19 protein-coding genes and 2 tRNA genes are annotated in these 23,837 nt (G+C 57.6%); 10 read left to right on the top strand and 11 right to left on the bottom strand.

Going from position 1 to position 23,837, the window contains the following annotated elements:
• The first annotated feature begins 15 nt into the window (after positions 1 to 15).
• Genes ALO80_RS09630 through ALO80_RS09620 form a run of 3 tightly spaced genes read left to right on the top strand, consistent with a single transcriptional unit; the run spans position 16 to position 3,959 of the window.
• The gene (locus ALO80_RS09630; RefSeq protein ID WP_055008831.1) at positions 16 to 1,497 is read left to right on the top strand and encodes a mannitol dehydrogenase family protein; all 1,482 of its coding nucleotides are present in this window, start codon (positions 16 to 18) and stop codon (positions 1,495 to 1,497) included.
• A gap of 9 nt (positions 1,498 to 1,506) precedes the next feature.
• A complete protein-coding gene (xylB, locus tag ALO80_RS09625) occupies positions 1,507 to 2,988 on the top strand; it encodes a xylulokinase (RefSeq protein WP_055008830.1) in 1,482 nt (493 codons plus the stop codon).
• A gap of 23 nt (positions 2,989 to 3,011) precedes the next feature.
• Complete coding sequence (locus ALO80_RS09620; RefSeq protein ID WP_055008829.1) at positions 3,012 to 3,959, top strand: carbohydrate kinase family protein; 948 nt, start codon at positions 3,012 to 3,014, stop codon at positions 3,957 to 3,959.
• A gap of 203 nt (positions 3,960 to 4,162) precedes the next feature.
• Here ALO80_RS09620 and ALO80_RS09615 read toward each other — a convergent pair whose 3' ends face one another.
• Both ALO80_RS09615 and ALO80_RS09610 read right to left on the bottom strand, forming a co-directional pair.
• The gene (locus ALO80_RS09615; RefSeq protein WP_055008828.1) at positions 4,163 to 4,717 is read right to left on the bottom strand and encodes a hypothetical protein; all 555 of its coding nucleotides are present in this window, start codon (positions 4,715 to 4,717) and stop codon (positions 4,163 to 4,165) included.
• A 178-nt stretch (positions 4,718 to 4,895) separates the two neighbouring features.
• Entirely contained in the window at positions 4,896 to 7,778 is a 2,883-nt protein-coding gene (locus ALO80_RS09610; RefSeq protein ID WP_055008827.1) for a bifunctional diguanylate cyclase/phosphodiesterase, read from the bottom strand.
• 502 nt (positions 7,779 to 8,280) lie between these two features.
• Here ALO80_RS09610 and tspO point away from each other — a divergent pair.
• Positions 8,281 to 8,721, top strand: coding sequence for a tryptophan-rich sensory protein TspO (tspO, locus tag ALO80_RS09605; RefSeq protein WP_055008826.1), 441 nt, complete (start codon positions 8,281 to 8,283; stop codon positions 8,719 to 8,721).
• Positions 8,722 to 8,761: 40 nt separating this feature from the next.
• Here the strand turns inward: tspO and ALO80_RS09600 are convergent, their stop codons facing one another.
• The 3 genes from ALO80_RS09600 to ALO80_RS09590 all read right to left on the bottom strand — a co-directional run bounded on the left by ALO80_RS09600 (position 8,762) and on the right by ALO80_RS09590 (position 12,297).
• Positions 8,762 to 9,940, bottom strand: coding sequence for a DUF2252 domain-containing protein (locus ALO80_RS09600; protein ID WP_055008825.1), 1,179 nt, complete (start codon positions 9,938 to 9,940; stop codon positions 8,762 to 8,764).
• Between the two features lie 99 nt (positions 9,941 to 10,039).
• Positions 10,040 to 10,888, bottom strand: a complete 849-nt coding sequence (locus ALO80_RS09595; protein WP_055008824.1) for an SDR family oxidoreductase — start codon at positions 10,886 to 10,888, stop codon at positions 10,040 to 10,042.
• Entirely contained in the window at positions 10,885 to 12,297 is a 1,413-nt protein-coding gene (locus tag ALO80_RS09590) for a flavin-containing monooxygenase (RefSeq protein WP_055008823.1), read from the bottom strand. Before ALO80_RS09590 ends, ALO80_RS09595 begins: the two co-directional genes overlap by 4 nt.
• A 220-nt stretch (positions 12,298 to 12,517) precedes the next feature.
• Between ALO80_RS09590 and ALO80_RS09585 the strand changes: the two genes are divergently transcribed.
• The 3 genes from ALO80_RS09585 (at position 12,518) to ALO80_RS09575 (ending at position 15,779) form a co-directional block, all read left to right on the top strand.
• A complete protein-coding gene (locus tag ALO80_RS09585; protein ID WP_055008822.1) occupies positions 12,518 to 13,585 on the top strand; it encodes an AraC family transcriptional regulator in 1,068 nt (355 codons plus the stop codon).
• 146 nt (positions 13,586 to 13,731) lie between these two features.
• Complete coding sequence (locus tag ALO80_RS09580) at positions 13,732 to 14,805, top strand: NAD-dependent epimerase/dehydratase family protein (RefSeq protein WP_055008821.1); 1,074 nt, start codon at positions 13,732 to 13,734, stop codon at positions 14,803 to 14,805.
• Between the two features lie 80 nt (positions 14,806 to 14,885).
• On the top strand, positions 14,886 to 15,779 hold the full coding sequence (locus tag ALO80_RS09575) for a LysR substrate-binding domain-containing protein (protein WP_054986002.1): 894 nt from the start codon (positions 14,886 to 14,888) through the stop codon (positions 15,777 to 15,779).
• On the opposite strand, the gene ALO80_RS09570 is transcribed toward ALO80_RS09575, so the two are convergent.
• Genes ALO80_RS09570 through ALO80_RS09555 form a run of 4 tightly spaced genes read right to left on the bottom strand, consistent with a single transcriptional unit; the run spans position 15,752 to position 19,779 of the window.
• Positions 15,752 to 16,978 carry an aminotransferase class III-fold pyridoxal phosphate-dependent enzyme gene (locus ALO80_RS09570; RefSeq protein WP_055008820.1) on the bottom strand — a complete coding sequence of 409 codons (1,227 nt, stop codon included), beginning with the start codon at positions 16,976 to 16,978 and terminating at the stop codon, positions 15,752 to 15,754. The two genes, ALO80_RS09575 and ALO80_RS09570, sit on opposite strands and share 28 nt — an antisense overlap.
• A gap of 25 nt (positions 16,979 to 17,003) precedes the next feature.
• Complete coding sequence (locus ALO80_RS09565; protein ID WP_055008819.1) at positions 17,004 to 18,290, bottom strand: TRAP transporter large permease; 1,287 nt, start codon at positions 18,288 to 18,290, stop codon at positions 17,004 to 17,006.
• A complete protein-coding gene (locus ALO80_RS09560) occupies positions 18,287 to 18,781 on the bottom strand; it encodes a TRAP transporter small permease (RefSeq protein WP_055008818.1) in 495 nt (164 codons plus the stop codon). The genes ALO80_RS09565 and ALO80_RS09560 overlap by 4 nt, the downstream gene beginning before the upstream one ends.
• A gap of 5 nt (positions 18,782 to 18,786) precedes the next feature.
• Entirely contained in the window at positions 18,787 to 19,779 is a 993-nt protein-coding gene (locus ALO80_RS09555; RefSeq protein WP_055008817.1) for a TRAP transporter substrate-binding protein, read from the bottom strand.
• A 582-nt stretch (positions 19,780 to 20,361) separates the two neighbouring features.
• On the opposite strand from ALO80_RS09555, the gene ALO80_RS09550 reads away from it, so the two are divergent.
• Positions 20,362 to 20,724, top strand: a complete 363-nt coding sequence (locus ALO80_RS09550; protein WP_054985997.1) for an NUDIX hydrolase — start codon at positions 20,362 to 20,364, stop codon at positions 20,722 to 20,724.
• A gap of 125 nt (positions 20,725 to 20,849) precedes the next feature.
• Positions 20,850 to 21,911 (top strand): SDR family oxidoreductase, encoded by a 1,062-nt coding sequence (locus tag ALO80_RS09545; RefSeq protein ID WP_055008816.1) that lies wholly within the window; start codon positions 20,850 to 20,852, stop codon positions 21,909 to 21,911.
• 135 nt (positions 21,912 to 22,046) lie between these two features.
• On the opposite strand, the gene ALO80_RS09540 is transcribed toward ALO80_RS09545, so the two are convergent.
• Both ALO80_RS09540 and ALO80_RS09535 read right to left on the bottom strand, forming a co-directional pair.
• Positions 22,047 to 22,123, bottom strand: a tRNA-Val gene (locus ALO80_RS09540).
• A 167-nt stretch (positions 22,124 to 22,290) separates the two neighbouring features.
• Positions 22,291 to 22,367, bottom strand: a tRNA-Val gene (locus ALO80_RS09535).
• A 181-nt stretch (positions 22,368 to 22,548) separates the two neighbouring features.
• On the opposite strand from ALO80_RS09535, the gene ALO80_RS09530 reads away from it, so the two are divergent.
• Positions 22,549 to 23,832, top strand: coding sequence for an NAD(P)/FAD-dependent oxidoreductase (locus tag ALO80_RS09530; RefSeq protein WP_054985994.1), 1,284 nt, complete (start codon positions 22,549 to 22,551; stop codon positions 23,830 to 23,832).
• Positions 23,833 to 23,837 lie beyond the last annotated feature (5 nt).

Genomic DNA, 23,837 nt, shown 5'->3' with positions numbered 1-23,837 from the left:
TCCGGAGAGCCCGTCATGAAACTGAACAAAAACAATTTGTCACAGCTGGGCGCCGACATTGCCCTGCCCGCCTACACCGTCGATAACCCCCGTCAGGGCATTGCCCACATCGGCGTCGGCGGCTTCCATAGGGCGCACCAGGCGTTTTACACCGATGCGCTTATGAACAGCGGCGAAGGCTTTGAATGGAGCATCTGCGGCGTAGGCCTGCGCCCTGAAGACAAAGCCGTCTGCGACGCACTGGCACAGCAGGATTATCTGTACACGCTCTACGAACTGGGCGACACGCCTGACACCAAAACCCGCATCATTGCCTCGATCAGCGGCATGCTGCTGGCCGATGACAGTCCGCAGGCGCTGATCGACAAGCTGGCCAGCCCGGACATCCGCATCGTCTCGCTGACCATCACCGAAGGCGGCTATTGCATCGATGACAGCAACGGTCAGTTCATGGCGCATCTGCCACAGATCCAGCACGACCTGGCCAATCCTGACCAGCCCGGGACGGTATTCGGCTTCCTTTGCGCCGCACTGGCTCGCCGTCGCGCCGAAGGTACACCAGCCTTTACCTTGATGTCCTGCGATAACCTGCCCCACAACGGCGCAGTCACCCGCAAGGCGCTGCTGGCTTTTGCAGCCTTGCGCGATGCCGATCTGCATGAGTGGATCAAAGACAACGTGAGCTTCCCCAACGCAATGGTCGATCGCATCACACCGATGACCAGTGCCGCTCACCGCCTGCAGCTGGCGGACGAAAAGCACATCGACGACGCCTGGCCGGTGGTCTGCGAACCTTTCGTGCAATGGGTACTGGAAGACAAGTTCGTCAACGGACGCCCGGCGTGGGAGAAAGTCGGCGTACAGTTCACCGACGATGTAACACCCTACGAGGAAATGAAGATCAAGCTGCTCAACGGCAGTCACCTTGCCCTGACATATCTGGGTTTTCTCAAGGGTTACCGTTTTGTGCACGAAACCATGAATGACCCACTGTTCGTGCGTTACATCCGTACTTACATGGACCTGGACGTCACCCCACAGCTGGCGTCTGTGCCGGGTATCGATCTGGAAGGTTACAAGGACACACTGATCGAGCGCTTTTCCAATCAGGCAATTGCCGATCAGCTGGAACGGGTCTGCTCGGACGGTTCATCCAAATTCCCCAAGTTCACCATTCCGACGATCAATCGTCTGATCGTCGATCAGGGCAATCTCGAACGCGCCTCTCTGGTGGTCGCTGCATGGGCGCTGTACCTGAAGGGTGTTGACGAAAATGGCACCACTTACAAGATTCCCGACCCGCGTGCGGACTTCTGCCAGGCGCTGGTGGCTGATAACACGCTGATTACCCAGCGCCTGTTGCAGGTGGAGGAAATATTTGGCGTGGCCATTCCGAAATCCGCCGAATTCGTCGCCGCTTTCGAGCAGAACCTCAATAACCTGCGCGAACTGGGCGTCAGCGCCACGCTGGAAAAAATTCTGGCCAAAAGCCTGTGAGGTGCGTCCATGTTTCTTGGAATTGACTGCGGCACACAAGGCACCAAGGTGCTGGTGCTGGATACCGGGAACGGCACTGTACTGGGCGAAGGTTCTGCCCCGCACAGTTTGATCAGCGACCATAACGGTCGCCGCGAGCAGGACGTGCAGCAGTGGCTGAGCGCCCTGCAGCAGGCTACCCGTGAAGCGTTGGCACAGTCAGGGGTGTCAGGGCAGCAGATTCTCGGCATCGGCGTCTCCGGCCAGCAACATGGTCTGGTGTTGCTCGACGCTCAGGGTGAGGTGCTGCGCCCGGCCAAGCTGTGGTGCGACACCGAATCGGCCCCGGAAAACCAGCGTCTGCTGGATTATCTGGGCGGCGCACAGGGATCGCTACAGCGCCTTGGACTGGTCATCGCGCCAGGCTATACCGTATCCAAACTGCTCTGGACCAAGGAACAGTACCCACAGTTGTTCGAGCGTATCGACAAGGTGCTGCTGCCCCACGATTACCTCAACTATTGGCTGACCGGTCGCTGCTGTACCGAGTTCGGCGACGCCTCGGGCACCGGCTATTTCGATGTGCGCACGCGCCAGTGGGACCTGCCGTTGCTGGCGCACATCGAGCCTGGAGGCCATCTTGCCAAGGCACTGCCGGAATTGCTAGAAGCTCGCGAAGCGGTAGGTGTATTACGCCCTGAAATCGCCCGACTGCTGGATCTGAACCCTGAGGCGCTGGTGTCCAGTGGTGGCGGCGATAACATGATGGGGGCTATCGGCACGGGCAATATCCAGCCGGGGCTGATCACCATGAGCCTCGGTTCGTCAGGCACTGTCTACGCCTATGCCGATGAGGCGAGAGTCAGCGAGCACGAGTCGGTCGCTACCTTCTGCTCATCCTCCGGCGGCTGGCTGCCACTGATCTGCACCATGAACCTGACCAATGCGACCACGGCGATTCGTGAGCTGTTTGCACTCGACGTCGCCGGATTCAACGAAGCCGTTGCCCAGGCACCGATCGGTGCCGAAGGCGTGTTGATGTTGCCTTTTCTGAACGGCGAACGTGTGCCCGCCCTGCCCGATGCCACCGGCAGCCTTGCAGGACTGGACAGTAACAATCTGACCCAGGCCAACCTGTCCCGCGCCGTGGTCGAGGGCACCACCTTCGGCCTTCGCTACGGCCTTGACTTGCTGCGCGACAGCGGCATCAAAAGCGAGAACATTCGCCTGATTGGCGGAGGCTCCAAAAGCGCGGTATGGCGACAGATCGTGGCCGACATCATGGACACTCCGGTGATCTGCACGGATCACGCTGAAGCCGCCGCGCTGGGTGCTGCCATTCAGGCCGCATGGTGCTGGTCGCATGCCAATGGCAAGGCTCAGGATTTGCAAGCGTTGTGCGAGCGCTGTGTAAGTCTCGATCAGCGCAGCGAGACGCATCCGGTCGCGCAGAATGTGATCGCTTACGAGCAGGTCTATCAGCGTTATCAGGCACAATTACGCAAAATCTGACCCCTGTTTTTCATGGAGCACTTATGTTTCTGGTTTGCGGTGAAGCACTGTTCGATATATTTACCCGCGCCGACAACGGCGGGGCCCTGAACAGACTGGGGTTTGATGCCATTGCCGGTGGCTCGCCGTTCAATGTGGCCATCGGTTTGCGTCGTCAGGGGGTTGAGGCGGCATTTTTTACCGGGCTGTCCACCGATTATCTGGGGCGACGTCTGCGCGCAGTGCTCGAGCAGGAAACCGTCAATACCGGGCACCTGATCGAATTCGATGCGCCCACGACCCTGGCCATGGTTGCGGTAGGCAGCGACGGCTCGCCGACTTACAGTTTTCGCGGCGATGGCTGCGCGGACCGGCAGTTGCGCCTGGAACATCTCCCGGAGCTGGATGAGCAGGTACGCGGCATTCACGTTGGCTCGTTTTCACTGGTGGTCCAGCCGATAGCCGACACACTGCTGGCACTGGTTGCCCGTGAAAGCGCTACCCGCCTGATCTCGCTGGACCCTAACGTGCGCCTCAACCCGGCACCGGACATTCAGCGCTGGCGCACGCAGATTGCCTCGTTCGCCGAGCATGCGCACCTGATCAAGGTCAGTGATGAAGACCTGCACCTGTTGTACCCGGACAGCAACCCGCAAACCATCGCCGAGGGCTGGCTGGGCAAGCGAACCCAGTTGGTAATCGTCACCCGAGGTACTCAAGGTGCCAGCGTCTTTACCCGCCAGCACGGCACCTGGTCGGTGCCCGCCAAAACCGTGGTGACGGCCGATACTGTGGGGGCCGGAGACACGTTTCAGGCTGCGCTGCTGACCTTCCTGAGTGAGCGTCGGCTGGACACGCCACAAGGCTTGTCGATGCTTTCGAAAGAAACGCTGAACGACATGCTGAATTTTGCCGTCGGCGCAGCCGCTTTGACCTGCACGAAGGTCGGGCCGGATTTGCCGTATCGACATCAGCTGGGTGACAAGGCTTAAACGCTACCGCCATACATCCGCATTCTCAGCGGTGTACGGACGATAGTCTCGGTGAGCAAGCTCAAGCCCACCCTGGCAGCGCACTGCAGTGGCAAGTGGGCCTGAGCCCTCTTGCCACTGGCTGTACGCTCCGATCGTGGGAACAGACTTGCCCTGAAAGGGTCGTTAAAGCCGCTGGACAAGCCACTGAGTAGAGTGACTGATCAAGCCACCATCCCGGCCTTGATGCCTCTGATGCGGGTGTTGATGTCATCCGCAACATTGTTCTGCTTGTCCTTGAGCGCGTCCTGGACTTTCTGGTCGATGGCCAGTTGGTCCTGAGGTGCCATGGCGTCGTAGTCTTTCTGGGTGACGCCCGTCAGTTTCTCGCGCACTTTCTCTTCGGCTGTCTGCTTCAGAGAATCCATGAATTTCTGTTCTACCGAATCCGTCGACGAGGTGTCAGCGGTGCTGGTGGCGCTTGCCACTGAACCGATGAAACCGTTGTCCCGATCAGCCGTTTTTTCCGACAGTGACGTATCACCGGCAGATTTGAGGTTGATCATCATCCGCGCAAAGGATTCGTTGTAACCACCACTGTCCTGCTTACTGTCCTGCGATGTCGAACTGCTGACCTGCGTGGTAACCGGTGCCGAACCTGATGTCAGGCCAGCGGCAGCGACCGAGCTGAAAGCGTCCTGAGACACCTCGTCTACGGTCTTGCGCCCAACGACAGCCCGGGAAACAAGCTGCTCAAGCGCACTTGTGCCAATAATCATCTTTCACCTCCTGATGAACGTGTTGCGCAGGTTCAACAGCAAGTCCAGTGCCAAGTGTGCAATAAACTCATAACACCTTGATTTGAAACAGTTACGCTCAGATCAATCCAGCCTGCACCGTCAAAGAAACAGATACGCCCTGCCGTTTACGGCAAACATTTACCGCAAGAAACCGTCTTCAGCCTGCCGCACGCCCGGCATTAATGCCCAACAGCTCGACCGGCAACGGTTCGGAGAAGTAGTAACCCTGAGCCTGTGTCGCGCCGATTTCACGCAGCAGCTCCAGGGTCTCGAGATCCTCCACCCCTTCGGCAACGACGGTCAGGTCGAGAGACTCGGCCATGCGCACGATTGCACGCACGATAGCCCGGCTGCGAATGCTGGAGGCCAGGCCGAAGATAAACGACTTGTCGATTTTCAAACCGCTGAAATGGTACTGATGCACGTAGCTGAGCGAAGAGAAACCCGCGCCAAAATCGTCCAGCATGACCGACATACCCTGCTCGGCGAGCTGCTTCATTGACAGACGTGCCTGTTCGGGGTCGGCAACCAGTGCGCCCTCCGTGAGTTCCAGGCACAAACGCTGAGGCGCAACATTCTGCTCGGCAAGCATCGCCAGCACTTCAGCGGCAAAAGCCGGGCGGGTAATGCTGTAGCTGGAACAGTTCACATGCACAGGCGGCCAATGGCTGTTTTCTGGTTGCGCCAGAATGTTCACCACACATTTGAGCATGTAGAGGTCCAGACGGCCTATTAGCCGCAACCCTTCCAGCGCAGGTAGAAAACTCTCTGGCGCAACGATCCGCCCATCCGGCAGGCGCCAGCGGATCAGCGCCTCGAACGCCAGCAACTGCCCGCTCTTCACACAAATCACTGGCTGGAAATAAGGAATCAGCTGATCCGTGCGCTTCAGCGCCGCGCGCAACGCACCTTCTTGCTCAACCTGGTCAGACACTTCCCGGCGCAGTGCCTGATTGAACACCGCGAAACTGTCACGTCCCCCATTCTTGACCCGGTACATAGCGGTGTCGGCATCGCGCAGGAGGTCGGCCGGCTCCTGATGGAAGCGGCTGTCCGCACCTACCACACCAATGCTGCAAGAAGAAAAGACGCTGTGATCGTCGATCACGAACGGCTGCTCGAACGCTGCGAGGATCCGCTGGGCGATGTCGGTGCCGGTATGCAGCGGCGTATCGATGCTCAGCACCGCAAACTCGTCCCCTCCAAGTCTGGCCAGCAGGTCCCCTTCACGCATGCAACTGCGCAGTCGCTCGGCGGCCTGCACCAACAGGATATCGCCGCAATGGTGACCAAGGCTGTCATTGATCATCTTGAAACGATCCAGATCGATGAACATGACAATCAACTGCCGGCCGTCCAGACAGAAGTTCTGCCAGGCCTGTTTCAGACGATGTTGCAGGTGACTGCGATTGGGCAGCCCGGTCAGGGAGTCGTGGGAGTTTTCATGCTGAAGTCTGGCATTGGCCTGATCCAGCTCCCGGGTGCGGTCCCGAACCCTGGCTTCCAGAAGAACATTGGCGGTATGAATCGCCTCAGCCGCGGTGCGTCGGGACAGCGCCGTATCGATATGGCGTGAGACAAAGGTCAGCAGTTCCTGATCACGCAAGGTATAGCTGACATCCTTCGAATAACTCTGCACTACCAGCACGCCGCGTACCTGATCGCCATCGAACAACGGAATGCCCAGCCAGGAAGAAGAGCGACCGGTGTTTTTCTGCATTTCGATTTCGCCAAGGCTTTCCAGCCTGCGCGCATCGTCGTAATCGATCAGGCACGGTCGCCGCTGGCCTATCACGTATTCGGTGAAGCCACGTTGCCCACGCCGTGAGCGCGGCGGTGTGGGCTGATATTCATCTATGTAGTACGGAAATGTCACTTCGCCCGTGGTGCTGTCATAGAGGGCAATGTAGAAATTGAGTGCCACCAGGAGCTCGCCGACAATCATGTGCAGGCTGCGAAAAATCTCATTCATATCGCCAGGCTGGCTGGAAAGCTCGGCAATCTGGAACAGCGCGCTCTGCAAATGCTCGGCGCGCTCGCGATCCCTCACTTCCTGGCGCAGCGCGTCATTGGCTGCAGAAAGCTGTTGGGTGCGCAGCGCCACGATCTGCTCAAGGTCGGTACGGCGCAGCAACCGGTCCAGCGCCATCGCCACATGCCGCGACACCACGGAGAACAACGCACGATCCTGGGCACTGTAGACGCGAGCGACGTCATAGACCTGCATCGCAACCATCCCGAATACTTCGTCCGACGCATTTTTCAAAGGCGCGCCCATCCAGAACTCCGGCAGACGTCCGACCCAGAAAAAACGCCCTTCGGCTTTTGCCTGCTCAATACAGGAAGCATCGAGAAACAAAGGCTGCCCGGTGCTCAAGACATAGCCGGTGAGCGACATTCGATCAGCGTCGAGGAATTCGAATGTCTCATGCCCCATCGCTTCGTCATCGAAACGGTCGATGTAATACGGATACGTGATCTTGCCGCTCTGTCGATCATAAAGCGCGACATAAAAATTCTCGGCGTCGATCAGCGCACCCAGCTGTTCATGAATGCCCTGCAGAAAAGCACCGCGATCCAGTGTCGAACTGGCCAGCAGGCTGATCTCGTACAAAACCCGCTGGGTATTCTGCGCGCGTATCAATGCCGCAGTCTGTAACAGGGAGCCTAGCCTGGCAGCCAGATCCACCAGCACCGGGTGGTCCTTGTCGGCCATTGGCGCCAGCACCCAGCCAAGCACACCCTCGCCTTGCCCGGCGACTCTGCAGTGAAGCTGCAATTGAGCACAGTACGTGTCGAAGTCCTCGGCAGCGATGTGGGCAGGCCAGACGACTGCTGCGTCTCCCTGTCCCAGCAGACATTTCAGCTCGCCCGCGGCGTATGCGGCCCATGCGATATCCGGCAATTGCTCCCGAGCCGCGCTGAGCAGGGCATCGATGGGGGCATGACTGGAAAATCTGTCATGGTTGGCAGCCAACGTGGTGTCTGGGCTGGAAGCTACGCTCGGGCACAGGCCCGTGGCCAGGTGTGAGACTGTCATGGAAACACCAGATACATGAGCCGACGGCGGTCATCCTTAAAAACCATGACCAAAGGTTACAAGCATGTAGTGACATTGTTGCAAAGTTCATACCTTTTTGGCAGACCCTTTGAATCTTTGGTGAGACCTGCATGAGACGGCTCAGAACCAGGCATGTCGCAATACCGGCACGGTAAGTGAGCGAAAGGCTTACTGTGCTGATATGCAGCAGTACACCTATCCCCCACAACTGCCAGCAATGTACACCCTATGCAGAGGGTGCCGCGCACTATCGTATTCCTGACCTTGGTCAGGTATCCCGACCAGCTCTCGCTGCTGCGTACGAGGCAGGGCAAGTAGAGGCGCTTGAAGCAAGCGGACCACACGTGACTGCATCACGGCCGCGCAGGCCTCGCTGAGTGCAGGTTTAAGCCCTCAGCTCCATAAAAACAGACCTTTTCTGTTGCACAGGCGTCCAAACCCGGGATAGCCATTCCCCTATTGCTGACGCTCAGGACACTCCATGACCTTCTTGATCTTTCTTCTGGCATGCTGCGCCGCCGGCGCAACCGGCATTATCTTCAAACCAGGTGCATGGTACGAATCGCTTCAAAAACCGAGCTTCACTCCGCCAGACTGGGCATTTCCGGTGGCCTGGACAACGATCTACCTGCTCCTCGCCTGGGCAGGCTATCGCTTGACCCTGATCCCCGGCAGCGAGACCGTGCTCGCCTTGTGGTCAGCCCAAATCGCGCTGAACACCTTGTGGACACCGGTGTTTTTCGGGGCAAACCGGATCGGCGCTGCGATGGTGATTCTTGCGATCCTGTGGATTGTCGTCGCCACGATGATCGTGATGGCATTGCAGCTGGATATCATTACGGGGCTGATTTTATTCCCCTATCTGGTATGGCTCTCGGTAGCAGCGGCGCTGAACGTTTCCATTCTGCGCCACAATAGATAAACGCCCTGGTTTATCGTCTGTCGGCGTCGTGCATAAAGCGCTACAGCGCGTAACGTCGACAATGCTCCAGATAGCCCTGCTCGTGGCTGCCCACCAGTTGCACGACGCTTGACCACAGCCAGGACGGAGCATCCAGGGTCTGGGACCGATTCGATTGCAGATCCCGAATCCATGCTGCCCGTGTCGCCAGATCCATCTGCCTTGCATGGGCATTGCCAACGACCTTAGCGAGATACGCTGCTGCTTGCATGGCCTCTGGCTGCGTTAGTTCATCCAGTTCCAGCTTCATATCCTGGGGAAGCAGTTCACGTATGAAGAATGAGTGATCCAGCATCCTGACGGCCACCATCCGGCTACCGAGGCCGGGCGATAGATGCCGGGCACCTTCCACGACCCTTTTGCCGTTATCTCTGGGCATGGCAGCTCGGGCGGTACGGGGTGCCGCTGCAGCTATTGCTTCCTTTACATCCAGCAGACAGAACTCTTGATCATCTTCATCGCCAACGCCCATCAGCACCGCGTAACGAAGCAGTCCCAGAGAACTGCATCCCTTTACCCAATAGGCAGAGTCGAGTAATTGCACCCGGTCATCCTGGGATCTACCTTTGAGCGATGTCACCAACGCGTGAATCTCAGGCGTCGCACACAGCGCTTTAATGGCGTCGCGTTCGGCACGGGACAGTGCCCAGAAATGCTTGCCCAGTGGAATGCTGGGCTGGATATCTTCGAAACGCTCTTTGGCAAGATGCTTCCACGTACGTTGCACGGCGCTGCGCATCCCGGCTTTTACCTGGGCCGGGCGAACAGGCTCTTCATCGTCGTTGCTCAGAAAAGCCTCTTCGTAGCCTTGCATCATCTCTTCCAGCATACGTGCGGTCGTGACCCCAGGCAGATCCGAGCCACGAGCGGCCGTTGCCAACGACAATCCCAGCCTTACCAGGTCGTGTGCGGGATTACCGATAACGGCTTGATCAAGATCGCGTATGTGCATGTCGATGCGTCCTTTCGAATCCCCCGTTGGACCCAGGTTGCCGGCATGGCAATCTCCGCAGATCCAGACCGGCGGGCCGCTGGGCAGACGCCTGCCGGACTGGCTGTGGAGCCATTCGTAAAACTGAGCGGTGTTGCCCCGAACGAATGCGTGTGCAGATCGCGCCATCTTTAGATTGCGCAGGTTTGTAAGGGATTTAAGCCGTGCATCGGGGCGAGGCGTTTTCATTGGAAAACCTTGAAGAGAGTTATTCCATTGACTCGCGGTGCTGCATGAATGTTTCAAGATATTTCAATATTACCAATCGCCCGCTGGCTCATCGGGACGCTATTTCAAACGCCAGATGCCCTCCACTTTATGCGCCAGCCCGCGCTCGCCGAGCGACTCGATGTACTTCTTCATGCCCTTTTCGCCCCGTTTCTGCAGTAGACGAGTGGTGCGCGGCAAGAGGTTGGGAAAAAGCATGGCCAGGCTGGATGCCCACGATTCACTGGGTTTTGGTGTGCGTTCCAGGCAAGGCTTGTCGAGCATCAGTAACACCTGACGTGCAACATCTTCCGGTGATTGTGGCGGCGCGATGAACTGTAAGGCGTTACCGCCTTCGATCGCTTCCTTGCGCAGCATTTGTGTGTCTGTGGCGGTTGGCAGAATGGAGCCGACCTTGATGCCTTTGTCTGCCAGGTCCAGCCCGATCGACAGCATCGCGCCGCGCAGGCCAAACTTGCTGGCGCAGTAGATGGGTGACTCCGGCGTCGGGAATACGCCCCCCAGCGAAACAGTGGATATGATCCGCGCATCCGTCGAGCGCTTGAGCAGCGGAATGGCGAGACGGGTAAGAATCAGTGGGGCAACCAGATTGATATTAAGCTCTCGGCCGATACTTTCCACCGAGCGTGTATCAAATGCTTCAACCACTGCAATGGCCGCATTGTTGATCAACACGTCGAGCCGGCCAAACGCAGACTCTATATAAGTCATCAAACCTGCCAGGCTGTCCTGGTCGGTCAGATCAACCACATAAGGGTGCGCGTCTTCACCCAGTTTTTCTGCCAGCGACTTCAGTGGCTTCTCATCAATATCAGCCAGTACCAGTTGCATCCCCCTTTGGATCAACTGCGCACAGATCGCCTGGCCGATGCCGCCGGCCGCGCCGGTGATCAGGACGACAGCTTTCATGAACAGGTCTCCTGAAGGGCGACTGTCTGTTGTTGCAGGGGCGCCGGAATGTAACCAGCGCCGTTGCGCAGGCTTTTGTAATACCCGTCGTCGACCGCTGGCCAATCCATGTTATTGAACAGCTTGCGCAAGTATTTCTTGAGCGCATGCGCCTCCAGATAGACCTCATGTCGCTGGGATTTGACGAACTTGATGCCGCCGGACAGATCAGGATTGTCAGAAGCGATCAACTGATCAAATTGATGGGCCCGGGTCTTTTGATGCAGTTGGTCGCGCAAGTAGCAGGCCACTGCATGCGCCTCGCTATCAAACAACTTATAGGCGCTGGAGTTGGTCTCGACGTACCCGATGCCGAACAGGTTGTGATGCGCTCGGCTAAAAATAGACAGGTACAACCGTGGCCGCCCGCCCTCCCACTCGAAATACGGTGCGGCGTATGAGCAGCTCCATTTATACCCGGTGGCGTACAGCACCAGATCCAGCGGCTCACGGGTACCGTCCTTGAACACCGCATACTGTCCTTCGTAATGCGACACATCCGGTTTGACCTGAATATCGCCGTGCTGCAAGTAGTGCAGCAACTTTGTGTTGAGCAACGGGTGGCTTTCGAAGAGTTTGTGGTCCGGCCTGGGCAAACCGAAGCGACGGGTATCTCCATTCATGACGCGCAGGATTGTCTGGAAAATCGGCCTCGCCAGCCACATTGGCAACTGCGGTCCTTTTTCACCGAACTCATCAACCGGCATGCCGAATAGATGTTTGGGAATGAAGTGGTAACCACGACGCATACTGATAAAAGCTTTGTCCGCCTGTTTGGCCGCATCACAGGCGATGTCGGCACCGGAATTGCCCGCGCCGATGACCATCACGCGTTTGCCCCTGAATTCGTCGGCGTTCTTATACGTTACCGAGTGTCGAATGGTGCCTTCAAAAAGGCCCTTCACTTCGGGCATGTTCGGGTCCCAGTTACAGCCGGTGGCGCATACCACCGCGCGATAGCGGCGTCTTTCGCCGTTCGCCAGCGTTACCAGCCAGCGCCCGCTGTCTTCCTTCTCAACGTGTGTGACTGCCGTATTGAAACGGATCTTGCCGTACAGATCGAACGCCACCGCAAAAGAGCGAACATACTCGAAAATCTGTCGGTTGCTCGGATAATCGGGAAAATGCGCGGGCATGGGGTAGTCGATAAAACCTGACTGATCACGGGAAGAGATGAAGTGCGCCGATTGGTACATCGGGGTTCCGGGGTTATTGATGTCCCAGACGCCACCCACTTCGCTGTGTCGCTCGAACTGCTCATAATCCAGGCCCTGACGCTTGAGCGCCCTTGCCATGCAAAGCCCGCCGGGGCCGCTTCCGATAATGCAGACTGCATCGGCACACTCATGGATTTTATTGTCGTTGTTCACGTTGCGTTCCTCGGGCTCTACAGCGAGAAGCCTAAGTTAGCCAAGGAGCCGCCAGGCACGCAGGGGGTCAATGGACGTAAAAGGGGGTGGTAACGGACTTGTTCGACGAACATTTCGGATCACTGAACCCTTTGCCAAATCAGAGGATGTTTCGGCTGTTTTTTCAGGCATACTGTGGTTCGATAAAACAAAAAACCTGATATGAAAGGTCTGGATCAACATGAAACCCATTGCTGACCCACTGTTCTCTGAAGCCTCTGCTCCACCGCAGGTATCGCGCATGCTCCTGCACTATGCAATGGAACGTGGCGTCAATGCCCAGTGGCTGTGCCGGGGCCTGGGATTTGCGCCGGATGACCTGAAAAAGCCTGGTTATCTTCTGTCGCACAGGCAAAGTAACCTGTTGGTACGCCGGACAATCACGGTATTGGGTGATGATGGCCTGGGCCTATCGGTCGGCGAGCGCCAGACAGCGGTGTCGTGGGGTATTGTCGGGTTGGGCATGCAGGCCAGCCCCACGCTAGGTGATGCACTGGATCTGGCTATCCGTTATCAGAAACACACCGGCGCCCTGCTTTGCCATCGAATGGAGTTTCATGAAGATCGCTGCCTGACTTATCTGGTGCCGCAGTTCTTTGACCCCGACGTCATCAGTTTTTATCTGGAAGAGGCATTCGCCAGCGCGATGGCCATCGCCCGGCATCTGAGCGGGCGTCATGATCTGGTCCCCAGCCGGGTCGAGCTTGAGTATCCAGAACCCCCGCACGGTCAGCGATACACCGAGATATTCCGTTGTCCGGTAGTGTTTGCCGGTGCTCATAATCTGATCGAGTTTGATGCCCGATGGCTGGAAATCCCGTTGTCGACGCGCGACGACTTTGTGGCTGCCGAAGTGGCAGAGTTATTGGACAGTGCAAACTGGGAAGATAAAGGCACGTCTGATCTTGTTGAAACGGTTCATCGGGAAATACGCAAGCAGCTCTGCGCTCCTCCGTCGCTCAATGATCTTGCCCAACAGCTCAATATCGGCGAGCGCACGTTAAGGCGTCGCCTGGAAGCAGCAGGACAGTCTTATCAGGGGGTCATTGATTCTCTGCGCAGAGCCAAGGCTTTGTCACTCCTGAGTCATAGAGAAACGAAGCTTATCGACGTGGCGACAGAGACCGGATTCAGCGATATCCGTGACTTTCGGCGCGCATTCAAGCGCTGGACCGGGGTAACACCTCGACAGGCCAGGTGTGAAATTCAACAGTTCCGAAAAGACATCCAGCGCCCGTCACCCTCCTGAGCTTTTATGCAGTGGCGAGAAACCATTGAGTTATCGAATGGCCGCTGCCGCCCCCGTTTACGTCCGATCTGCCCCTGATCGTTCTGCGACCGCTTGTTTAACGTAGCCTCTGCTCTCCATCAATAATCAAACAAGAGATGGCCGTCATGACAGATCGAGTGCTTGTTACCGGGGGCGGAGGCTTTGTGGCGTGCCACTTGATTCAGCAGTTGCTCGTCAGCGGCATGACCGTCAATACCACCGTTCGTAACCTTGCCCATACGGCAAAAGTGCTTCCTTTGTTTGCCTTGCAGAAGCAATACCCGGGTCATCTGAATCTATTTGAGGCGGACCTGCTGGTGGACGGTGCATTCGACACGCCCATGCGCGATTGCACAACCGTTCATCATGTTGCCTCACCTTTTCTGCTGCCTGAAAAAATCAAGGACGGCCGGCGGGAAATGCTTGAGCCGGCACTGAGGGGCACTCGGAATGTGTTGAGCAGTGTCGATAAAACGCCCAGCGTCAGCCGCGTCGTCATGACCTCCACTGTCGGCGCAATATTCGGCGATTACAGTGATGTCCTGCACATGAAGAACAAGACCCTGACCGAAGACTATTTCAACACCAGCAGCACACTTGAAACCAACCCCTATCACTACGCCAAGGTGGAAGCCGAGAAAGAGGCATGGCGTATCTGTGAGGCACAGTCCCGCTGGAGTCTTGTCACTATCAATCCCGGCATGATCCTTGGCCCTTCTCTGACGCCCGCTTCGGATTCCGGAAGCCTCTTCCTTCTGGATGAAATGTTCCGGGGTTACTTTTTTTATGGAATGCCTGATCTAAGCCTGACGACGGTCGACGTCCGGGACGTCGCGGCCGCTCACATCATTGCGGCAAACAAGCCTGATGCACATGGACGTTACATCCTTGCCGAAAAACGGATGATTTCTTTTGTGGAAATCGCCAGCATTGTGCGCCGCCTGCACCGACGTCCGTGGCTATTGCCCCGCTATCAGATCCCTGACGCTATTGTCAGGCTGATCGGGCCGTTCTTCGGGCTCACTCAGGATTACCTGAGCAAGCATCTCGGCATTCGTTTTACCGTGGACAACCAGCGCAGTGTGGACGATCTGGGCATTCGCTATCGATCAATCGCACAAACGCTGACCGATCATTATCATTGCTGGGATATACAGCGCCAACGCAAAGGCCAGGCAACTGAATATCCTCGGTACTGATCTTTCCAGTTGCGCCATCTCCAGTAACGGAATGGAACGTGCATGGGCCTCGTTTACAACGTTTCATACGAGGTATTCCCATGCGCCATCTCGATACCGATTGTCTTGCCGCTTTTGTTGCTGTCATCGATTGCGGCGGGTTCACTACTGCTGGCGAACGCATCGGCAAGACTCAGGCAGCTGTAAGCCTGATGCTGGGACGACTGGAAGCCAGGGTCGGGCGCAAGCTGCTGGAACGTTCTCGCCGTGGCGTCACGCTGACCGAGCACGGTGAAAGGCTGATCGGCTATGCCAGGCGCATCCAGATGCTTGAAGACGAGGCGCTTGCCGCACTGGAGTGTGGTCAGGAAGCGACTCGCGTTCGCATAGGCATGCCGGATGACTACCTTGAGTCTCTGGGTTGCGAACTCATGCAGGCGTTTACCCTGCGCCACCCCCATTTGCAGGTGGAAATCATCTGTGATTTTTCTTCTCGCCTTGAAGCCATGATTACGGAAGGTAGCATCGACCTGGCGATAATCACGCGCTCCAACGCCAAGGTACGAGGTGAATTACTTAGGTGCGAACCCATGCTGTGGTGCGCAGCGCCGGGGCATTTTCCCGAACAACAGAAGGTGCTTCCATTGTCGTTGTTTACCGAGAGCTGCCGTGCCCGTCCGCAAATAATCGAGGCTCTCGATCTGCTTGGCACCCCGTGGCGGGTGATCAGCTCTTCATCTCACCTGCCGGGCGTGATGCATTCTGTCCGGCTGGGCACCTCGGTGACAGTATTGCCAGCGTCAGTCGTGCCCTCTGACTGGCGCATCCTGGAATGCGAGCAGTTGCCCGGATTGCCAAGCATCGAGCTGGAGCTGCTGGTGCCCGAGCATGCCCTGCTTAACACCCGACGCCTGGCGCATTTCGTTCGCGATTGCTTTCAGGCCGAGAACCGCTCTAAAAGCGAGTCTCAAAGCGAAGCGATGGCGGCCTTGTAGCCGTCAAGCAGCGCTTGCAGCGCGTGCTCCTGATGGGCAAAGGTCAGGTAAGTGCGGCCAAAGGCAAATGGCATGCTCATGACCCGCTCACGGCGCAGCGCCTTGTGCAGTGCGAGCGTCCAGTCGCTGTCTGCCATTTGCGCCGCATCGGCATAGGTCCTGGGTGGCACTGCCGAAGGCCATAACGTGAACACTGACCCATAGCCGGTGCTGCTGACCGCCATGCCTTTGCTGGCAAAGGCCGCAACCAGTTGGGCGCGTAACCGGTCCCCTCGCGTCAGCAGTGCAGCATAGTTGGCTGTTGCCAATTGCTTGAGGGTCGCCAGCACTGCCGCGCACGCCGGCGGCGCTCCGCTGTAGGTGCCGGCGCGTACGATTTTTCCTTGCTCGAAAAGACTCATGTACTCGGGTTTACCGACCAGAGCCGCGACCGGAATCCCACTGCCGATTGCCTTGCCGACTGTCGCCAGATCAGGCTCGGCACCCAGCAGCGTACCGGACAGCCCGGGGCACAGGCGCAACCCCATCAACACTTCATCCAGGATAACCAGTGCACCATTGCGATGAGCCAGATCGCTGAGGTGCTTCAAATACCCTGGTGCAGGCTCGATGCAGCCGGCGTTGGCCAGCACGGGCTCCACCACCAGCGCTGCAATGTCGCTGTAATCGCGAAACAGCTGTTCGGCATCCTCAAAATCGTTGTAACGCAATAGCAGCACGCCATCCTTTTCAGGACGCAGCGAAGCGTTCATCAATGCCGAGGCGTGTCCGGCATTGCCAAAGGCTACAGAGTCGTACCAGCCGTCATAGCCGGCGGCGAACTTGACGATGCGCTGCCGTCCCGTTGCGATGCGGGCCGTCCGGCAGGCCAGGTGTACGGCTTCGCTGCCGGTGTTGAGGAATATGACTTGGCTGAGATCTCCCGTGAATGTTGCCAATGCAGCCGCCGCCTGCTCCTCGTTGACGTGAGCGAAGGAAGGCATCGGGCCATTGAGCATTGCAGCGCTGGCCGCCGCCACGACGTCCACCTGAGCGTGCCCGAGCATGGTTGCACCAAACCCCATCGCTGTATCCACGTAACGCACACCGTGGCTGTCCCAGAGCCACGGCCCACTGGAACGCACGACACTGAAGGCTTCACCATCGATTTCGGGCAAAGCGCGGCCACCGCTGGAAATTCCACCGATCAAATGTTTCATCTTTTTTCTCAGGAAATGGGAAGGATCAATAGCCCATGACGCGGGGCAACCATTGCGTCAGGTTCGGGAAAAACACGAGCAAGGCGATGGCAAACGCCGTTGCAATCCAGAACGGTATCAATCGTCGTGAAACGGCACCGATGTCGATACGACCGACGTTGCACACCACAAAGATGTTGGTACCGATGGGCGGAGTGAACAGCCCCCAACCCAGGGTCATGGTGAAGATCAGGCCTATCTGGAAAGGCTCGAAGCCTGCTGCCTTGGCGACGGGGACCAGAATGGGTGCCAGGATGATCATTGCCGGTCCCAGGTCCAGCCAGAACCCGACCACTTTGAGTACCAGAATCACCAGCAATATGGTGACTAGCGGACCGGTATGCAGCCCCACGATCCAGGTAGCCACGGTATGCGGCACCAATTCAAACGTCAGGATCCAGCCAAACGGCATGGCCACCGCCATGATGATCATGACTGACCCGGTGGTGGTCACCGCTTCGGTCACGGCCGGGAAAACGTCGCGCCAGCCCAGTTGCCGATAAATCACAGTGCCGACGAACATCGCGTAGAGTACCGACAGGGAAGCCGCCTCGGTGGCCGTGGCAAAGCCGGTGACTATCGAGCCGAGTACCATGAACGGCATCAGCATTGCGGGTAACGCGCCACAGGTGTCGCGCAGGAAAAGGCCCCAGTCCATCTTTCCCTCGGCCTTTGGAAAACCCTCGCGAACGCCTACTACGTAGGCAGTAACCATAAACACCGCCGCCAGCATCAGGCCCGGGATCACGCCAGCCATGAACAGGCCGCCGATGGACGTATTGGTGAGTACACCAAACATGATCAGAATAACGCTTGGCGGAACGATGATGCCCAGCGTGCCAGAGGCTGCGGTGACAGCGGCGGCAAAGGCTCGTGGGTAGCCGCGCGCTTCCATCACCGGAATCATGACCTTGGCGACAGTACCGGTATCGGCGGTGGCTGATCCGGTCAGACCGCCATAGACGAACGCGGTAGCCACGTTGACCAGCCCGAGACCTCCACGCAAACGCCCGAAGCAGTGTTCTGCTACCCGCATGATGCGCAACGTAAGGCCGCCACGGTTCATCAGCTCGCCCGCCAGCAGAAACAGCGGTATCGAGGCCAGGGTAGACGAGTCGGCACCGCGTAGTGTTTGCTGGGCAAGCCAGGCCAGCGGCATGTGCAGATCGCCCCATAACAAGGCCGCGATGCTGCCACCAGCCATTGCCCAGACGACGGGCAAACCCGCCATCAACAAACAGAAGAACGCCAGAAAAAGAATCAGCACGGTCATGGGCGTACTCCCTTGCGAATCAGGCGTGCCAGACGAACCACGGCCAGTAACGCAAGCATCGCGGCAGCGCTGATCAGCGCCAGTGAACTCAGCCCGGCAGGCCAGCGCAAGACCGGGGTCGGCATCCAGCCGGAACGAGAAATGAACGCGGCACCGCTGCTCAACAGCCATACGCTGATACCCAGCAAGGCAACGCTGGCGAAGGCATCGAGTGCTCTTTGCAGGGGCGCGGGCAACATGCTCACCAACCCCTGGAATCGCACGTTTTCGTGCCTGAGTTCGGCGATGACTGCACCGATGAATGTCACCCAGATAAAGCCGATGGTGGCTATTTCAAATGACCACTCAAAGCCATGCAGATTGAAGTAACGGGAGAACACTCCTGCGAGTATGGCCAGGAAGGTGACGCCAAACATCAGCGAGCCGAACACGGCAAGGCAACGCTCAGCCCGACTGCTGGGCGGTTGATCCGGATGTGGGCTGATAGACATGGCCGTCACTCGCCTTGAGCGTCGCGTCGCAACTGGTTGACGAAATCCTCACCCCATACCTTGCCGAACTGCGCGTACACCGGATTGCTCAACTCGCGGAATGGCCGGGGATTGACGTCGTTGAACTTCACGCCTTTGCCCTGCATTTCCTGCTGAATCTTGCTGTACACCGCCTCCAGTTGAGATCGATACCAGGCAGTGGTAGTCACGACAGCCTTGTCCAGGGCAGCCCGGTCCGTTTCACTCAGGCTTTCATACTTGTCCTTGTTGATGAACCAGAAGTTTGCCGACCACACGTAATTCGACAGCGAAACGTACCTGGCGACCTCGTACCACTTCTGATCGTAAAAATCGCGCAGTTCGGGCTCTACTCCGTCCACTACACCGGATTGCAGTGAGGTGTAGACCTCTCCGAATGGAATCGATTGCCCCAGGCCACCCAGTTGCTTGATGGTAGCGAGGATCACCGGATTGGGCGGCGTGCGTATTTTCAGGCCACTGAGGTCCGCTGGCTGAAGTATCGGGTGCTTGCTGTTGGCGAACTGGCGAAAGCCCGAGTCCAGTGCTGAAAGCATGACGAAGCCATGATCCTGGCCCATGCTCAGGAATTTCTTGCCCGCCTCGCTATCGAGGTAGGCATGCACGGCGACCGAGTCTTCGAACAGAAACGGTAGCGACAAGGCATTGAGCCTTGGGTCGATACCGTCCGTTGATCCGCCCAGGCCGATATCGATCGCACCGGCACCGACCGAGTCGACAATAGGCGCTTCATCACCCAATTGGCCGTCGGGGTAGATCTGTACGTTCAATTCGCCTTTGGTCTCGGCGCTGACCTCTGCCGCAAAACGCGTCATCGCCTGGTTGATCAGGCTGCTGGAGCTGGAAGCATGAGCCAGACGCAGGGTCTGCCCAGCCATCGCCAGGTGGCTGCCGAGGAGCAAAGCCAGCCCGGCACAGGCCTGGAGAACAGCGGTTTTACGAGACAGGAATCTGAGCATGGCGGCGAACTCTCGTGGATAGCGTTGAAGCTATTAATCACGACGCGTTGGCTTAGCGTCAATCGAGAGATGGCGTTTTGCGATTAGGATGCGTAATGCATCTATACATTTATTTATAGGTACCACTTGCGCCCTCTTGCGCCTGGTCTGCCGGTCACGGATCAAAGGCATCAGGAGACTCAGGACCTGCCGGATTTCTGCGCCGAATACAGCATCGGTTTCGTCGTGGAAATGACGATTACCTGCTGGCCCAAACACTGCACGATGCAGCCTGAATGCGTCTGGCCTGCCTGGTGGCAGCGGAGCGCTGTACCTACGAAAACACGCCGTACGTCGTAATACCTGAACCGATGACTGGCAATCGCCCACTGATGTCCATACTCACTCGAAGCGTCGGCCCCAACACGACGTCTGCATTTGCGACTCGCTCATGCCGCTTCACGGCGCTGCCTGATTGTCGCGGTCGCAAAAATGAACTATTTATTACATTTTAGTGACTATTGCTGACTGCCCCTGAGTCTCAAGTTCACGAAGTCCTTGCAGATACTCATGTCAACGGACGTTTTAACAGGTGAACGAATCATGAAACAACGAGCGACAGTCATCTGCAAACGTGACGGCCAGGTCCTCTACGTGCGCAAACCCAAGTCCCGCTGGGCGCTGCCAGGAGGCAAGATCGAAGCCGGGGAAACTCCTGCGCAGGCTGCAATGCGTGAACTCTGCGAGGAGACGGGGCTGGAGAACCTCGATCTGCTATACCTCGCGGTGTACGAAAAGGATCAGGTCGCCCATTACGTGTTTACAACGCAGGTTCCGGATTCAAGCGAGCCGTCGCCACAAAACGAGATTGCCGCTTGCAAGTGGATTGCGCCGGAAAAGCTCGCCGACCTTAAAGCCAGCAGCGCGACCAAGACCATCGTCAAGTCATACGCCCAAAGGTCCTGAGAAATGCCAGGCGCAGGGAGTCATGCAACAACGTGATCAGGACGATCGGGTTGAACGGTATGGCCTGATGCTGTTCTGAAACAGCAGACGGTTCATTACTTTCACCCCCGTCTCAGGAGATCCCCATGACTCAGACCGCCCTGGTTGTTGGCGCAAGTGGCATTGTCGGCAGTGCAATCACACAGTTGTTACTGGAAAACGATTGGCAGGTTGCCGCTCTCTCCCGCAGCCCATCAGCGCGGCCCGGCGTGATCCCGGTGGCTGCAGACCTGCAGAACCGGGAGTCCGTCAGTGCGGCCCTGGCTGATTTGAAACCCACCCACGTTTTCATCACCACATGGTCGCGTCAGGCCACTGAGGCGGAAAATATCCGCGTCAATGCTGCGATGGTGCGCAATGTGCTGGACGCCGTGCGCCCCGCTGGCAGCGTGCAGCATGTAGCGCTGGTTACAGGGCTGAAGCATTACCTCGGCCCGTTCGAGGCCTACGGCAAAGGCACCCTGCCCCAGACGCCGTTCCGGGAGACGCAAGCGCGCCTGGACATCGAGAACTTCTACTATGCGCAGGAAGACGAGGTCTTCGCTGCCGCTGACAAGGACGGTTTTACCTGGAGCGTTCATCGTCCGCACACTGTAACCGGTGTAGCGGTCGGCAACGCAATGAACATGGCGACCACCCTCGCCGTGTACGCCTCGATCTGCAAGGCAACCGGACGGCCTTTCGTATTCCCTGGCTCGCGTGTGCAGTGGGACAGCCTTACCGACATGACCGATGCACGCCAGTTGGCCCATCAGCAACTGTGGGCTGCGACAACACCTGCAGCGGCCAATCAGGCGTTCAACATTACCAATGGCGACGTCTTCCGCTGGAGCTGGATGTGGGGGCAGATTGCTGAATACTTCGGCCTGCAACCAGCCGCCTTCCCGGACCAGCCTGCTCCGCTGGAAACGCAGATGGCCAACGATCAGGCTGTCTGGACTGATATTGTCCGCGAGCATCAGCTCAAGGAAAGTGATATCAACCGCCTGATTTCGCCGTGGCACAGCGATGCCGATCTTGGGCGTCCCATTGAGGTGGTCACCGACATGTCGAAAAGCCGCAAGCTGGGCTTTACTGCGTTTCAGGCCAGTGACGATGCGTTCTTCGACGTGTTTGACAAGCTGCGCAGGGATCGCCTGATCCCCTGAAGCTGCCTGCCCTCTCATGCCAACGCTCGCATTGGCATGAGAGCTGGCACTGGCGAAGGGTAAGGCAGGCACAACAAAAAAGGGTCAACCTCTCGGTTGACCCTTTTCTTACCGCCCAGCAGAGCGGATTTTGTCTGGTAGGCGCGATTGGACTCGAACCAACGACCCCCACCATGTCAAGGTGGTGCTCTAACCAACTGAGCTACGTGCCTGCTGTGGGTCGGCATTCTACGGATATTCGAATACCTGTCAAATTCTTTTTTGCAGTAACTCTCTGAATACGTGAATTTTTTGCCGCAATGACGTCACTGAAAACAACAAAAAAGGGCCAACCTTTCGGCTGACCCTTTTCTTACCGCCCAGCAGAGCGGATTTTTTCTGGTAGGCGCGATTGGACTCGAACCAACGACCCCCACCATGTCAAGGTGGTGCTCTAACCAACTGAGCTACGTGCCTGCTGTGGGTCGGCATTCTACGGATATCCACCTACGTGTCAATCGGTTTTTTTGCTAACCCTATGAATTAAAGCGTTTTTTGCCAGCTTGCAAGGAATGACTCTTTTGTCTGTTGCTGGCAGAGCCTTTGTATCTCGGGTAGGATCGGCGCAATCGTCAAGAATATTAAACGGAGTCTCAGGATGGCTAACACGCCCTACCCTCAATCCTATTACGCAGCTTCGGCCAATCCCGCCCCGCAGCGTCCGGCGTTGCAGGGTGAAGTCGAAACCGACGTGTGTGTCATCGGGGCTGGCTATACAGGCCTGTCCAGCGCTCTGTTCCTGCTGGAGAACGGATTTCGGGTCACGGTGCTGGAAGCCGCCAGAGTCGGCTTTGGCGCGTCGGGGCGCAATGGCGGGCAGATCGTCAACAGCTACAGTCGTGACATTGATGTAATCGAGCGCACCGTAGGGCCACGCCAGGCACAATTACTGGGACAGATGGCTTTTGAGGGTGCATCGATCATCCGCGACCGGGTTTCCCGTTATGGCATTCAGTGCGATCTGAAGGATGGAGGCGTGTTCGCCGCGTTGACCGGCAAGCAACTGGCGCATCTCGAAGCCCAGCAGCGGTTGTGGGAGCGTTACGGCCACACCAGCCTTGAACTGATGGACAAACGGCGGATAAATGAGGTCGTCGCCTGCGATCAATACATCGGCGGATTGCTGGACATGACCGGCGGCCACATTCACCCGCTCAATCTGGCACTGGGTGAAGCGGCCGCAGTCGAAACCCTGGGCGGCACGATTTACGAACAGTCGGCGGCCATTCGCATCGAGCGTGGTGCCAATCCTGTGGTCCATACGGCGCAAGGCAAGGTCCGCGCGAAATTCATCATTGTGGCCGGCAATGCCTATCTGGGTAATCTGGTCCCGGAGCTGGCAGCGAAGTCTATGCCTTGCGGGACTCAGGTCATCACCACAGAGCCGCTGAGCGATGAGCTGGCCAAGGCACTTCTGCCTCAGGATTACTGTGTCGAGGATTGCAATTACCTGCTGGACTACTACCGCCTCAGCGCCGACAAGCGCCTGATCTTTGGCGGCGGCGTGGTCTACGGTGCCAGAGATCCGGCCAACATCGAAGCCATCATTCGACCGAAGATGCTCAAGGCCTTTCCCCAGCTCAAGGATGTCAAGATCGATTACGCGTGGACCGGCAACTTCCTGCTGACCCTGTCCCGTCTGCCTCAGGTAGGAAGACTCGGCGATAACATCTATTACTCGCAAGGCTGCAGCGGACATGGTGTGACCTACACCCACCTGGCGGGCAAAGTGCTGGCTGAAGCGCTGCGCGGTCAGGCAGAGCGTTTCGATGCCTTTGCCGACCTGCCGCACTACCCGTTCCCTGGCGGGCAAATGCTGCGCACGCCCCTGACTGCGTTGGGCGCCTGGTATTACAGCCTGCGTGACCGACTGGGTTTTTGAGTTCG

Origin of the sequence: Pseudomonas caricapapayae (assembly GCF_001400735.1) — a bacterium.
In the GTDB taxonomy this organism is placed as follows: domain Bacteria; phylum Pseudomonadota; class Gammaproteobacteria; order Pseudomonadales; family Pseudomonadaceae; genus Aquipseudomonas; species Aquipseudomonas caricapapayae.
The sequence above is the reverse complement of the archived record's forward strand: the minus strand, read 5'-3'. Positions and strand labels throughout refer to the sequence as shown.